This window comes from Paenibacillus sp. FSL R5-0636 (assembly GCF_037974255.1).
GTDB classification, from domain to species: domain Bacteria; phylum Bacillota; class Bacilli; order Paenibacillales; family Paenibacillaceae; genus Paenibacillus_AQ; species Paenibacillus_AQ odorifer.
The window spans coordinates 985,885-999,812 of record NZ_CP150232.1; the positions used below are offsets into that span (position 1 = coordinate 985,885).

The 13,928-nt window shown below is 44.9% G+C and carries 10 protein-coding genes; 4 read left to right on the plus strand and 6 right to left on the minus strand.

Features of this window, described 5'->3' with window-relative positions; translation table 11 throughout:
- Positions 1-66: 66 nt before the first annotated feature.
- From MKX34_RS04270 to MKX34_RS04295, 6 genes are all read right to left on the minus strand, one after another.
- The gene (locus MKX34_RS04270; RefSeq protein ID WP_076296121.1) at positions 67-846 is read right to left on the minus strand and encodes a fused MFS/spermidine synthase; all 780 of its coding nucleotides are present in this window, start codon (positions 844-846) and stop codon (positions 67-69) included.
- Positions 818-2,317 carry a response regulator gene (locus MKX34_RS04275; RefSeq protein ID WP_076296122.1) on the minus strand — a complete coding sequence of 500 codons (1,500 nt, stop codon included), beginning with the start codon at positions 2,315-2,317 and terminating at the stop codon, positions 818-820. The genes MKX34_RS04270 and MKX34_RS04275 overlap by 29 nt, the downstream gene beginning before the upstream one ends.
- A gap of 17 nt (positions 2,318-2,334) precedes the next feature.
- Positions 2,335-4,167, minus strand: coding sequence for a sensor histidine kinase (locus tag MKX34_RS04280; RefSeq protein WP_076214905.1), 1,833 nt, complete (start codon positions 4,165-4,167; stop codon positions 2,335-2,337).
- 31 nt (positions 4,168-4,198) lie between these two features.
- Positions 4,199-5,032: a carbohydrate ABC transporter permease gene (locus MKX34_RS04285; RefSeq protein ID WP_051491485.1), complete on the minus strand. Its 834-nt coding sequence runs from the start codon at positions 5,030-5,032 to the stop codon at positions 4,199-4,201.
- A 2-nt stretch (positions 5,033-5,034) separates the two neighbouring features.
- Positions 5,035-5,928 (minus strand): sugar ABC transporter permease, encoded by an 894-nt coding sequence (locus MKX34_RS04290; RefSeq protein ID WP_036686923.1) that lies wholly within the window; start codon positions 5,926-5,928, stop codon positions 5,035-5,037.
- A 107-nt stretch (positions 5,929-6,035) separates the two neighbouring features.
- The gene (locus tag MKX34_RS04295) at positions 6,036-7,382 is read right to left on the minus strand and encodes an extracellular solute-binding protein (protein WP_076296123.1); all 1,347 of its coding nucleotides are present in this window, start codon (positions 7,380-7,382) and stop codon (positions 6,036-6,038) included.
- A 311-nt stretch (positions 7,383-7,693) separates the two neighbouring features.
- Between MKX34_RS04295 and MKX34_RS04300 the strand changes: the two genes are divergently transcribed.
- The 4 genes from MKX34_RS04300 to MKX34_RS04315 all read left to right on the plus strand — a co-directional run bounded on the left by MKX34_RS04300 (position 7,694) and on the right by MKX34_RS04315 (position 13,881).
- Positions 7,694-10,246 (plus strand): glycoside hydrolase family 2 protein, encoded by a 2,553-nt coding sequence (locus MKX34_RS04300; protein WP_076296124.1) that lies wholly within the window; start codon positions 7,694-7,696, stop codon positions 10,244-10,246.
- A 25-nt stretch (positions 10,247-10,271) separates the two neighbouring features.
- The gene (locus tag MKX34_RS04305) at positions 10,272-12,425 is read left to right on the plus strand and encodes an alpha-galactosidase (protein WP_076296125.1); all 2,154 of its coding nucleotides are present in this window, start codon (positions 10,272-10,274) and stop codon (positions 12,423-12,425) included.
- A 137-nt stretch (positions 12,426-12,562) separates the two neighbouring features.
- Positions 12,563-12,700, plus strand: coding sequence for a hypothetical protein (locus tag MKX34_RS04310; RefSeq protein ID WP_339204475.1), 138 nt, complete (start codon positions 12,563-12,565; stop codon positions 12,698-12,700).
- Between the two features lie 215 nt (positions 12,701-12,915).
- Positions 12,916-13,881 carry an alpha/beta hydrolase gene (locus MKX34_RS04315; RefSeq protein ID WP_038574125.1) on the plus strand — a complete coding sequence of 322 codons (966 nt, stop codon included), beginning with the start codon at positions 12,916-12,918 and terminating at the stop codon, positions 13,879-13,881.
- Positions 13,882-13,928 lie beyond the last annotated feature (47 nt).

Here is a 13,928-nt window from a genome sequence, read left to right on the forward strand (position 1 = left end):
CCAAAAATGACCTCGAAATCCACAGTGAAGTGGAGGATGAGGTCATTTTTTATAGTTAATCCTGAATTAATCCTGAATCAGATATCCTTGTCCCAGCTGTATTTCTTTGAAGCCAGCCAAATGGCGGGCTTGAAAGCGGATAGGGGTGCTGCCGCCAACCATAATGATATTTTGGATATCGGCGGCCCCTTCTGAAGGCAGGGAAAAGGCTTTGATATAGGCGTACTCTTCGGCTAGCGTCGTATAAATCGCGTTGATAAGCGGGTCATTTTCACCTTTTCCCATTAGATTCATGAGAATATATCCGCTTGTGTTCAGCTTGGAACGGGTAATACTGAAAAATTCGCGGGAGATCAAATGCCTTGGTGTACCAGCGGCAGTAAAGGCATCCAAAATGATGTAATCATATACCTGCGGGTCTTCACCTTCAAGGATCTGACGTCCGTCACCGATCACTACGTTATCTTGACTGTATCCAAAGCAGCGGCGGCTTAATTCGACTACTTCGTTGTCTAGCTCGGCTACTTTAAATCTTTTCTCCGGAAAATGCCCGGCAATTGTTCCAATTCCATGCCCAATAAGAAAAACATCCTCAAAAGAGGGGAGGTTGAACTCCATGAAGTGAATGATGGCCCGCGGATATTCAAAGAGAATTCGTTGCGGGTCATTAAGATCCATCGCACCTTGAGTGGCATGATTCGAGAACTGCATAACGCGGAAGGAGCCTTTTTCACCATATAGTTCTGTTGTGTCGTAGACGGTTATTTCATGATTTTCGCTATTTCTTTGAAGCTCTGAATGCAAGTGATCAATCTCCTTATACAATAGAAATTCGTTTATATTCATTGGGTGTAACCCCGACAACACGTTTAAAAAGCTTGTTGAAATAGGCAGGGTCGCCATATCCAACCTCTGCCCCAATCTCGTGAACCTTTAGGTCCGGAGCATTCTTGAGCAGATGTTTGGCTTTGCGCAGCCGAATTTCGGTGATGTAGTCCGTCAGTGTAAGTCCAGTCTCTTGCTTGAACAGCTTGCTTAAATAGCTTGGGGTCAAAAAAACCATATTCGCCAAAGTGTTCAGATCTGCATGCTGATTATAGTTAGCGGATATCCAGCGTTTGATGGTTTCTATGGCTGTACCGGACATTTCCAGACGATGGGTTCTAATTTCGGTCAGAATATTTGTAAAGTGGGCGGTAAATATCTCCTCAATGTTGCTAAAGCTTAAGCTGGACGCGATTCTGTCATCCAACCTGAGGTCGGGAGCACTTTTATTGCGGGCCTCGAATTCTTGCAGTTCCTTTTGTGCGGTTTCTTCAATCCATCGACAGACACGGAGAATTTGGTCAGGGCCGGCTTGTTGCGCTTTCAACACTGAGAACAGGTCATGAACCCATTCTAAGATGCCTGTCACATTCAGAATCTGCAGGTTATGGATCAGCGGTTCTCTAATTGTATTAAAGTGATCCAGGATGTTTATCTCCGGCTGTTGAATATCCTGAATATTCGCGTAATGCACAGGCTCCGGATTATATATGCCCAGGTTGCACGCTTGTTTAGCATCTAGGTATGCCTGTCTAAGCTTGGAAACCTCATTATAACAACCGCTGGTACCTACATGTAGGATCTTTCCGTGCGCAGATATCCGCATAATGTCACCGATATCTTTTAAATCGTTGTCTGACAGCGGCTCAGCAGAATATACAATCCAGACGTATAGTCCCTTTTGAAGCTCTAAGCTGTCAAAGCTCAACGCCTTCTCTTGCCGCAGACTGTCTGCACAGGAGCAGACGGTTTCTCTGGTGCTCCCTTTGAGGACAAAGACCGAGAAATAAGTCTGGGGCAAGGTAAGGCTGGATAATAGTAGAGGGGAAGAGGGCTCTTCGATATGTAAGAATGTCAATAAAAGCCCGGAACGGTGGCGTTCTTCCTTGTCGCGCGCGAGCTGCCGTTCTTTGTCTAGCCGATATAGCAGCTCGAACAGCTGCTCTTTATTGATTGGTTTTAATAAATAGTCTACAGCTGAGCTGCGGATGGCTTCTCGGGCATAATTAAATTCAACAAATCCACTCATTAGAATAGAGTAGATCTGCGGGTGGGTGGCTTTTAACTGCTTAATCAGCTCCAAACCATTGATTTGCGGCATACGAATATCTGTAATCACAACATCAAGTTGAAGTGTGGTTAACTCATCTAATAGATGTTTTCCGTCGGAGTAGGTGCCGATGACCAGAAATTCGGCGCTTTCTTTACTGATCATTCGAGCCAGTCCTTCGCGGATTAAGATCTCATCGTCAACAATCGCAATACGCAGCAATCAGAGCAGCCCCTCTCCTAAATAAATTCATCTTCGCTATATTTAGCGTTAATATCCTCAATGCGCAGGGTAACACGAGTGCCGACTCCAAGCTCACTCTCTACAAGCAGTCCAAACGAGCTGCCGTAATGCAGGCGGATTCTCTCATTTACATTACGTAGTCCAATCCCGAACCTTTCATTGTCCGTTCCAGTTTGCAGACTATTGTTTAAGGAACGAAGAGTAGCTTCATCCATACCGATCCCATCATCTTCTACACAGAATACGGCATCTCCATGCTCACTCCATGCGGTGATGCTCAAGGTGCCCAGTCCTACTTTTTGATCCAAGCCGTGAAAGACTGCATTTTCTACGATCGGTTGAAAGACAAGCTTAATAACAGGAAGATGAAGGAGTTCGTCCGGCACGTCAATGTTAAGTCTGAATTTGTCTGGGAATCGGATTTCCAGAAGCTGATAATAATTCCGTACATGATCCAGCTCTTGTCTAATTGTAACAGCCTCTTCGTTTCGGACAATGCTGTAACGCATTTGAAGTCCCAGTAAATAGGTTAGCTTCGCCACACGTGGATCATCATTGCTCTCTGCAAGCATGCGGATGGATTCCAGCGTGTTATAAATAAAATGGGGATTGATCTGGTTCTGAAGTGCCCGCATATCAGCCTTCTGCTTCCGTTTCTCCGTGATGGATACTTCTTGTAACAGATCTTTGACCCTTACGATCATCCGATTAAAATGACTGCCCAGCATCCCAATCTCATCATTATATTTGGAATGCTGCCAGACATCCAGATTACCATGCTGCACCCGTTTCATTAGGCGGACCAAGGATTTAAGGGGTTTGGTCAGGGCATGGGAAATTATAGTCGCAACAAAAAGCGCAAAGGCAATGATGATCAGTGTGGTCAAGATAAGCGTATTCCGATTCTTTTGTACAGGGGACAGGATACGTGTTAAAGGAATCGTAACCATGGTGGTCCAACCGGTCTGTTTCGAGACGGTATACACTGCAAGATAAGACTGGCCATTCAAGTCTATTTGAAAATGATCCTGCTGCTGATTTACTTGCTGCAGCAACAGCTTTGTATTCAGAGTTTGTGTATCGGCAGCCAGATTCGGAACCGCTGAATCTTCACTGGCATAGATCAGTTCTCCATTGTTATCTACAATGAACGTATTTCCTTGCGTAACTGCATTTACGGGATCGATAATACCCTTAAACAGATTGATGTCTACATCGAAAACGAGAATTCCTATATTCTGCAAAGTACTTACAGAGTTAATCGTACGCAGAACACTAAAGACCTCTTTATGGACATTCGAGTTGGTACGGATTGTATGTCTGCCCTGAATGACAGGCGCCGCTCCGGCATCTTCACTCATGGCTCTCCATTTGGCTAATCGTTCCTCTGGATACAGCTCATTAATTCCGGCGTCCTTATCATAAAAGACCGAACCGTACTGGTCCACCAAATACACGGCAATGATCTCTTCCTTAGTGTGATTCAAATAGCTAAGGAACATCGCCATGCCCGTATTTTTTTCCCAGTCGGTATTTTGCTGTGTCAGGTAGACTTGCACATCGGTATTATACAGCGGCAGGGCTGTATATCTCTTGAGGTCGGCAATATACCGGTCAATGGTATCTGAAGCATTCGATGTCATTTGACCCGCACCGTCAGTCGCATTCACAAGAACCGAGTTGAACATGGAGCGGGATGATAGATAACTTACATAAGTGATCGGCAGAGAGATCAGAAAGACAAAGATAACGATCAGCTTGCGCTCCATCGGTAGATTGGCAAGGAACAACCACATTTTGCGTAAAGTTAACCGGATGTATGATAGCATTTGCGTTGTTCCTTTCCTGTAATAAGCTACCTTATTTGACCGCTCCGCTGGTTACGCCTTCAAAGATGTAACGCTGCAGGAAGAAATATAAAATTACTGTTGGCAGCAGAATAAGCAGAATAGCTGCACAGATTAAATTCCATTCCCCCGAATTGACCCCTTGAAAACGCATCAGGATCGTCGTAACTACACCAAGGCTTTGTTTAGGCATATAGAGATAAGGGATGTACATGTCATTATAGATACTAATGGTTTTTAAAATAATCAAAGTAGCCGTTGCTGGCGTAAGTAAAGGGAAAATAATCGACCGATAGATTCTGAACAGAGAGGCACCTTCTACCATCGCACTTTCATCGAGATCCACAGGAATATTACGGATAAATTGCAGATATAAAATGATTTGAATTACATCTGCTCCAATATAGAGCACGATCGGGGCGCCAAGCGTATTGTAAAGACCCATATTTTTGATGATACCAAAAGTCGCTACTTGTGTCGTGATACTAGGAATGATAGTGGCTACTAAATAAGCACCGAAAACAATGGGTTTCAATTTGAAAGAAAAGCGTCCTAATACAAATGCTACCATAGTCCCGAACAAAATGTTCAGAATTAAAGTGATAGCTATAATAATTAATACGTTGCCAAAGCCATTGAGTAGACCTCCACGCTGAAACACGGCAATGAAGTTATCGAAGTTTAAAAAGCTTTTTGGCAACGCGGTGGAGCTACTGCTGTTGAATTCTTCGGTCGATTTGAAGGCGTTAACGATGACCACATATGGAGGGAAGAGCACGACGAATACGCCGATAATTAGCGAAAAGTATTTAATGATATCTGTAAAACGAAACTTAGAGTGTGTCATAGCTACTTATCTCCTCCCCGGCTAAGAACAAGTTGTTGTATGAGCAGTACGATGACGACAAAGAAGAGTAGGATTATACTCATTGCAGATGCAAGGCCGTAGTTGTTAAATGCAAATGCGGTATCGACAACCCGTTGTACATAAGTTTGGCTGGCCCCTGCAGGACCACCTTTGGTCAACACGAAGGGGAGATCGAATACTTCCAGTGCCCCTGTAACGGTAAGAAATAAATTAAGCTGAATAACAGCCTTCATATTGGGCAAAGTGATTCTCCACAGCGTTTGAAAGGAGCCGGCACCATCGATCTTAGAAGCTTCATAAATGTCACGTGGAATGGCCTGCAAGGATGCGATATAAATGACCATGTTGTAGCCCATGAAACGCCAAAATCCTGTGGATGCAAGGGAGTAGTTGACTAGTCCTTCTGTTCCAAGCCAACTGGTCTGTCCGAGGCCGGTCAGGCCAATGCTATTCAGGAGCATATTCAATGAACCGTTAGTAGTGTCAAAGACATAACCGAACATAAAGGCTACAGCGACTCCGTTCATGATATAAGGAAGGAAAAGTAAGATGCGGAATGCATTTTTCCCTTTTAGTCTACTATTCAGCACAACCGCAAAATAAATAGCAACGATATTCTGGAGAATTCCCATTGCAAAATAAGCAAAGTTATGTGTGAAAACCTTGAAGATATCAGGATTGGAGAAGACCTCGCGGTAGTTATCTAGGCCAACCCAAGGTTTTTCGGGACTATAGCCATCCCAATTTGTAAAGCTGTAATAGATCAGTTTAAGTGCCGGATAATACGTGAATGTTGCAAGCAGCAACAATGGAATCGTGAGGAAGGATACAATGATTATAGTCTTCTGTTTGTTATAGGAAAGTGTTCCGAACATCGCTAGCCCTTCTTTCATAAAAGCGTGGTATGGAAAGGCAAAATGGATTATCCGTAAAGGCAATAATCCATTTTGCGCCGTTCTGTACTTCTAATCACAAGCTCAAATTAATAGCCGAGGTCCTTCTTGGCTTTAGCCCAAGCTTTATTCCACTTGTCTAATACAGTTTGTGGATCCTTGGCAAGCACGAATTCCTGTACTACAGCAGGAAGATCCAGTTGTGCCTTGTTACCGATCTCTGTAACCTTCGCATCGTCAACAGTTCCTTCTACCAGTTCTACTCCGGTAGCTTGGAATTCTTTCAGCTGAGTCAGATTGGATTCCTTGCCTTTTAATGGAGAGATAAAGCCAGCGAAATCCTCATAGCCCGAATCCTCAATCATCCATTTTACGAAGGCTTTAGCTGCCTCTAAATTTTCGCTGTTTTTGGCAACGGCATAGAAGAAGTCAGGGCTTAGGGTAGCAGATGGTTTACCCGAATTGTCATAAGGGAATGGGAAGAAGCCGACATTGTCTGAAGCAGCGCCTGCTCCGATGACTTGGTTAATAACCCAGTTGCCAAGATAATACATGGCGAACTTGCCGGAAGCGATGTCCTTTTTCGATTGTTCCCAGTTGGTGGAGTTGATGTCTTTTTCCAGATAACCTTTTTCGTTGAGCTCACTAAGCAGGCTAAAGGCTTTACCGTAACCGTTGTCCATAGTGAATGGTGTTTCAGAGTTCAGCTTAGCATTAGGAAAGTCGGGATTGCCTTCAATTAGGCGTGGTGTATCATAAGCCCAAGTACCAAGTGGCCATTTGTCTTTGAAGTTGGAGGACAGTGGAATGACACCTTTTGCTTTCAGCTTCTCGCAGGCAGCCAGGAATTCATCCCAAGTCTTAGGCGTTTCGGTGATGCCGGCATCGGTGAATGCTTTTTTGTTATAAACAATTCCGGAAGTAGAGTTCCCTGTAGTAATTCCGTACAGCTTACCATCAAAGGATTTGAAGTCTTTAAAGGTGATTTGGTCATTCAAACCGAGATCATCCAGTGAAGCAAAGTATTTCGGCAAGTCAGAGTTAGGGATGGAAGGAATAAACATAACATCTGGAAGCTCGCCGCTGGCCATTCTGACTTTAGCCTGTTGGTTATAGTCGGTTTGGGAAGCTTCGAACTCGACTTTAATGTTCGGGTATTTTTCATTAAAGCGCTTTACATATTCGTCATATTCTTTACCGATCATGTCTGTTCTGTTAGTTAGGAAGGTGATTTTGCCGCTGATATCAGCTCCTGCTGCAGGTTCTGCAGTTGCATTCGTGTTACCGCCGGTATTCTCTGTGTTAGTTGCTGCGGGCTTATCAGTTGCGGCAGCACCGTTATTCGTGGTGTTGTCATTATTCGAACCACAGCCAGCAAGCGTTGAAGATAAGACCATAATCATAACAAAGGATAACGAAAATAACTTATTTCTCATAGCTTAATCCCCTTTTCGTTTTTATTGTTAGCGTTTACATGAACATTATAGCTTTATCGAAGCCGTTAATAAATGTATTGTATTATTATTTATTGTCTTTATTTGTTTTGTTTCTGCGTTTATAATTAGCATGTACCTAACAATAAGATAACAAAATACAAAGAATATCAAAAGGGTTCAATGAATTAATTTGAGTCTTATGCTATTTTTGAGAAGTCTATGCTTACCAAACTTAGGCATATGCTTCCGAAGCGAGTTTTGCGCGAAGTCATTCAGAGAAGTCTATGCTTACAAAACTTTTAGGAGGTATTATGAAACATTTGCATATGAATCTTGCGAAGTGGGATTTTAGAGGCTGTGGTGATGAGGAATGGCTTCCGGCGACTGTGCCAGGTACAGTTCATACGGATTTACTAAAGAACGGAAAAATTTCAGACCCCTTTTATGGAACAAATGAACATGATCTACAGTGGATCGATAAGAAGGACTGGGAATATCAAACCTCGCTGCAGTTGGGGGAAGAGTGGCAGGAGCTTGCTTGTACGGAGTTAGTTTTTGAGGGACTGGATACTTATGCAGATGTGTACGTGAATAATGTACATGTGCTCGCTGCTGATAATATGTTTCTGGCATGGAAAGTGGATGTCAAAGAGCAGCTGAAGACTGGAGAAAATAATATACGGGTGAAGTTCCGCTCTGTGGTTAAGGAAGATTTACCGAAATTAGCGAAGCTGGGTTATGCGCTGCCTGCCTCGAATGATCAATCCGAGCTTGGGGGATTAGATGAACAACGGATTAGTATTTTTGCGCGCAAAGCACCTTATCATTACGGCTGGGATTGGGGCCCGCGTTTTTTGACCAGTGGAATCTGGCGTGCAGCATCTCTGGTGGGACGTGACACCGTTCAAATTACTGACCTCTATATCCGTCAAAATGTGATTGCTAAGGAAGAAGCTCGCCTGACCGCAATGGTAGAAGTGGATGCTCCTGCTGCTTGGCGGGGAATGCTGCGAATAAGTGCCGATGGTTTGGAGTGGATGCAAGCGGTTACTTTAGAGGAAGGCAAGCAGCAATTAGAGATGAATATTGTTATACCTGAGCCACAGCTCTGGTGGTGCAGGGGCCTTGGAGAGCCTCATTTATATACCTTCCAAGCGGAATTGCTGCAGGGAACGGAAGTAGAGGTTAGCAAAAGTGTAAAAACCGGACTCCGCAGTATTGAATTGATTCGGGAGCGTGATGCCAAAGGAGCTTCGTTTTCTTTTGCGCTGAATGGAGTTTCCGTCTTCGCCAAAGGTGCCAATCATATTCCAAATGACAGCTTCACCACAGAAGTAACCGAGGAGCGGTATCGGCATGAAATTGCCACAGCAGTAGAATCGAATATGAACATGCTGCGCGTTTGGGGCGGCGGTATATATGAAGAAGATATTTTTTATCAGCTCTGTGATGAATACGGACTGCTGGTCTGGCAGGACTTTATGTTCGCTTGCAGTATGTATCCCGGGGACGAGGCGTTCCTTGAGAATGTGAAAAAAGAAGCCGAATACAACGTCAAAAGATTGCGCAATCATCCCTGCATCGCCTTATGGTGTGGCAATAACGAGATTGATTCGGCCTGGTCACAGTTCGAGGAAAATATGGGCTGGGGCTGGAAAGAAAAACTCGGCGCTGAGCAAAGAGCGACAATGTGGGCCGATTATATTAAAATCTTCCACCGTATTCTGCCGGAGGCTGTAGCCGCATTCCATCCAGGTGTGGACTATTGGCCGTCTTCGCCGCTGCGGGAGCTGACTGGCGATATAAATCAGCATGCGACGCGGATTGTGGGCGAAGGGGATGTGCATTACTGGGGTGTGTGGCACGGGATCGAGCCATTTGAGAACTATAATACAAAGGTTGGCCGCTTTATGAGTGAATACGGCTTCCAGTCGTTCCCGGAACTGAAAACCGTAATGAGCTATGCAGAAGAGCAGGATATGGAGCTTACCTCAGAGGTGATGCTGGCACATCAGAAGAATGGTCGCGGTAATCTGCTGATTAAAGAATATATGGATATGTATCTGCCGCAGCCGAAGGACTTCAAAGCCTTTTTATATATGAGTCAAATCCTGCAGGCCGAAGCGATCCGAATCGCGATTGAAAGCCACAGAAGAAATAAACCTTATTGTATGGGCACTTTATATTGGCAGATGAATGATTGCTGGCCGGTGGCTTCTTGGGCGGGGATGGATTATAACGGGCGCTGGAAAGCTCTGCAATATACCGTGCGTTCAAGCTTCCAAGATGTTTTGTTGTCTATCGACGGTACAGACCGTGAGAAGGTAGACGTTCATGTCGTATCTGATTTAAGAACAGCAGTGAGCGCTGAGCTGGTACTTACTTTGTATCAGTTTAACGGTTCGGTGCTGCGAGAGTGGACACATCCGGTTGAGCTGGGAGCTGATTCTGCTGCTATCGTATTCTCTTCTCCTGTGGCAGACCTGCTAGAAGGTCAACGGGTGGGTGACGTATTGCTTGGGATTTGCTTACAGGCGGATGGCCGGGTGATAGATCACAAGCTGCATTATTTTATTCCGGAAAAAGAAATTGCGTTACAGCGCTCAGTAATTACCGTGCTGGAAACTCCAGAGAGTGGCGGATTAAGCTTCACCGTGACCAGTGATATATTAGCTAGAGGCGTATACCTGACTTCAGAAGACGAAGGAATATTCTCTGACAATTATTTTGACCTTCTCCCAGGTCAGACCAAGACGATAGAGTTCTCACAACGCGGGAACGATGGAAGAGACTGGATTCCAGCCGCACCTAAGGGGCTAAAGGTTCAATCGATGGTTGATTTTGTGAGCGAAGATTTGCTGTAAATCCTAAGGAGAGAAGGACTGGCACATGGGGATTTTAGTTCAGGAAGATAAGGGATTATTCCATTTACAGAGTGCAGGGATGAGTTACATTCTTCAGCTTGTAAATGATTATCCGGCACATGCGTATTGGGGCAAGAAGCTGCGTAGTGACAGCAATTTGGAAGGGCTGTTGAATCTGGGAGGAAATACGGGTCTCGACCGGCTCCCGCAGGAATACCCACAATACGGGACGGGAGATTTCAGAACAGCTGCTTATCAAGTTCGGCTCGAAGACGGCACTCGTATTACAGAGCTGAAATACAGCGGGTATCGGGTAGTTGAGGGTAAACCTTCACTGCCGGGTCTACCATCCGTATATGTTGAGTCTGAGCAAGAAGCACAGACGTTGGAGCTTACACTTAAAGATGATTACACCAAGCTGAATGTTATTTTGCGCTATACAGTTTTTGAACATACTAACGTAATCACCCGCTCTGTGGAGTTCACCAATGCGGGCAAAACGCAGCTGCAATTGCAGCGTGCACTGAGTGCTAGTGTCGATTTCTCGTCTGGCGATATGGATATGATCTATTTGGCAGGAGCTTGGTCAAGGGAAGGTAATCTGACTCGTAGACGTCTGGTGCAAGGTGGTACGACCATTGGGAGCCGCAGAGGGATGAGCAGCCACCAGTTAAATCCATTTGCTGCGCTGGTGAAACCTGAAACGGATGAAAATCATGGAGAGGCCTACGGCTTCAGTCTTGTATATAGTGGAGGCTTTGAAGCTGAGGCAGAGGTCGATTCCTTCGGGATGACCCGGTTTACGATGGGACTGAACTCTTTTGATTTCTCCTGGCTGCTGGAGCCGGGCGAACAATTCCAGTCCCCTGAGGTAGTGATGGTGTATTCTTCCGAGGGGATCGGGGAAATGTCGAGAACCTATCATCGCCTGTACCGGACCCGTTTATGCAGAGGATTATATAGAGATAAGGAACGGCCCATTCTGGTCAACAATTGGGAAGCTACCTATTTCAACTTCGATGCGGATAAATTGGAGTCGATTGCGGCGGAAGGAGCCAAGCTCGGGATAGAGCTATTCGTGCTGGACGATGGCTGGTTTGGCAAAAGAGACGCTGACAACTCCTCTCTCGGAGACTGGGTGGAGGATCTGCGCAAGCTTCCGGGCGGACTGTCTGATGTGGCGCAGCGCGTGAACAATCTAGGCTTGCAGTTCGGCCTTTGGTTCGAGCCGGAGATGATCTCGCCGGACAGCGAGCTCTATCGTAAGCATCCCGACTGGTGTCTGCATGTGCCGGGACGCCGCCGCAGCGAAGCTCGCTGGCAATTGGTGCTGGACTATACTCGGGAGGATGTGCGCCAGTACATTTATGAGTCACTGTCCCGGATTTTCTCGACCGTGCCCATTAGTTATGTGAAATGGGATATGAACCGTTGTTTAACGGAGATTGGCTCTGCAGAGTTACCTTCTGAACGCCAAGGGGAAACCGCACATCGTTATGTGCTTGGTCTGTATGAGCTATTGGAGCAAATAACTTCAGAATTTCCACATATCCTGTTCGAGAGCTGCTGTAGTGGTGGTGGCCGCTTCGACCCAGGCATGCTGCATTACATGCCGCAGACCTGGACCAGTGATGATACCGATGCTGTGGAACGACTGAAGATTCAGTATGGAACAAGTCTGGTGTATCCGGTTAGTTCGATAGGCGCGCATGTGTCTGCCGTGCCGAATCATCAGGTAGGACGGATCACCCCGCTGTCCTTCCGTGGAGATGTAGCTATGTCCGGTAATTTCGGTTATGAGCTGGATCTTACGAAGTTTACAGACGAAGAGAAGGAAATTGTGAAGGAACAGGTTGCGAACTATAAGCAAATCCGCAGTCTTGTGCAGCAAGGGAATCTGTACCGGCTGCAAAGCCCGTTTGAGGGCAATGAGACAGCCTGGATGTTCGTGTCCGATGATCAGCGTGAGGCATTAGTTTATTACTTCCGGGTAATGGCTGTGCCGCACCCGCCCCGCCGTAGCCTGAAGCTGAATGGTTTAAATCCGGAGCTGGATTACATTCTGGAGGTGAGTGGTGAGGTTTACGGTGGTGATCGGCTAATGCAGGCTGGACTGGCTCTGCCGGATATCCAGCAGGATTTTGTTAGTGGATGTTATAAATTGAAGGTGCAGGATTAGAATTCATTAGATAAACAGAAAGCAAACCCCGAGCAAACACGAGCAAGCCACCAGCAAGCCGTGAGCAAGCCATGAGCAAACTACGAGCAAGACATGAGCAAGCTACGAGCAAGACATGAGCAAGCTACGAGTAAGACATGAGCAAGCTACGAGTAAGACATGAGCAAACACGAGCAAGCCACCAGCAAGCCATGAGCCTAGCTCGTGGTTTGCTTTTTTTGTTGGCAATGACGAATTTGAACCAGCTGAAGCTGCGGATGGCAAGGCAGCCTTGACCGTCTCCGCCTATACACATATATTCCTTATGTTATGACATCCTGTGCAGCTACCTTGCGTAAGACGCTGTAGCTTTTTTACCTGTTCATATTCCGTTCATATTAAGGTCATAGAGAGTACATCTTTATTGGTTAATCTTAGATTAGCAGTTAGTTATGGCAGTCCAATACACAGGTGATGACAGGAGAAGATACGATTGAAAATAAAAGAAGTAATGAAAATGAAGGCGGGCACGAGAACAAGTAAAATACTAAACATACTACTTAAAGTAATAGGAGCAATAATTATCGCAATCCTGCTTTTTCTCGCCATTGTTTATACAGTTAATCTGATCAGCAACAAATCGGAACAGAGTAAAATAGAGCCCTATGGTCAGTTAGTACCTGTTGATGGGAAAAATATGAATGTTTATATTCAAGGAAAAGGTGAAGAAACAGTCGTTCTACTACCGGGTTATGGCACAGCAGCGCCAGCTCTTGATTTTAAATCATTAATAGATGAGCTGTCACCGTTTTACAAAGTCGTCATGATTGAGCCTTTTGGGTATGGATTAAGTGATCTGACCAAAAAGGAGCGCAGCACAGAGAATATTGTAAGTGAAATTCATGAGGCTTTACAGGCTCTTAATATTGACCGTTATATTCTAATGGGCCACTCCATTTCAGGCATTTATGGACTAGATTATGTTAACAAGTATGAAAATGAAGTGAGTGCATTTGTCGGGCTTGATAGTAGTGTTCCATCGATAAGCGAGAGGAAAATCGAAGCTTCGGAATTAAAAACTATAAATCTGCTCAAAAAATCAGGTCTAATCAGATTGCAAATGAAATTCAGTGCTGACCCAATTGCTGAACTACCATTTGATGATAAAACAAAAGAACAAATGAGATTGATCAATCGCAAAAACATATTTAATCCCACCCAATTAAATGAAGCTGGAATGATGTATTCTAATTTTAAATCAGCTGAAAGTTTAACATTTCCTAAAAATCTTCCTCTTATTTTCTTTATACAAGCGAATCAACCAGCAACGGATAGATGGATACCAGAGCATGAAAAGCAAATCAAGGACTCTGTACATGGAAAAATAGTGAAGTTTGAAGAGGGACATTATTTATATCGCACTAAAGCAAAAGAAATCGTAGAAGACTTTCAGGCATTTATGAAAGAAATAAAATAAGTTTGCCGTCGAGCCGAGCGGATTTCAGGATTTCCTCTGATTTTCGT

What these genes read in the sequence shown, in the direction of transcription:
- MKX34_RS04295 (WP_076296123.1), bottom strand. Translation starts at nt 7,382, where the DNA reads ATGAGAAATAAGTTATTTTCGTTATCCTTTGTTATGATTATGGTCTTA.
- MKX34_RS04280 (WP_076214905.1), bottom strand. Translation starts at nt 4,167, where the DNA reads ATGCTATCATACATCCGGTTAACTTTACGCAAAATGTGGTTGTTCCTT.
- MKX34_RS04285 (WP_051491485.1), bottom strand. Translation starts at nt 5,032, where the DNA reads ATGACACACTCTAAGTTTCGTTTTACAGATATCATTAAATACTTTTCG.
- MKX34_RS04305 (WP_076296125.1), top strand. Translation starts at nt 10,272, where the DNA reads ATGGGGATTTTAGTTCAGGAAGATAAGGGATTATTCCATTTACAGAGT.
- MKX34_RS04315 (WP_038574125.1), top strand. Translation starts at nt 12,916, where the DNA reads ATGAAAATGAAGGCGGGCACGAGAACAAGTAAAATACTAAACATACTA.
- MKX34_RS04310 (WP_339204475.1), top strand. Translation starts at nt 12,563, where the DNA reads ATGAGCAAGCTACGAGTAAGACATGAGCAAACACGAGCAAGCCACCAG.
- MKX34_RS04270 (WP_076296121.1), bottom strand. Translation starts at nt 846, where the DNA reads ATGAATATAAACGAATTTCTATTGTATAAGGAGATTGATCACTTGCAT.
- MKX34_RS04300 (WP_076296124.1), top strand. Translation starts at nt 7,694, where the DNA reads ATGAAACATTTGCATATGAATCTTGCGAAGTGGGATTTTAGAGGCTGT.
- MKX34_RS04290 (WP_036686923.1), bottom strand. Translation starts at nt 5,928, where the DNA reads ATGTTCGGAACACTTTCCTATAACAAACAGAAGACTATAATCATTGTA.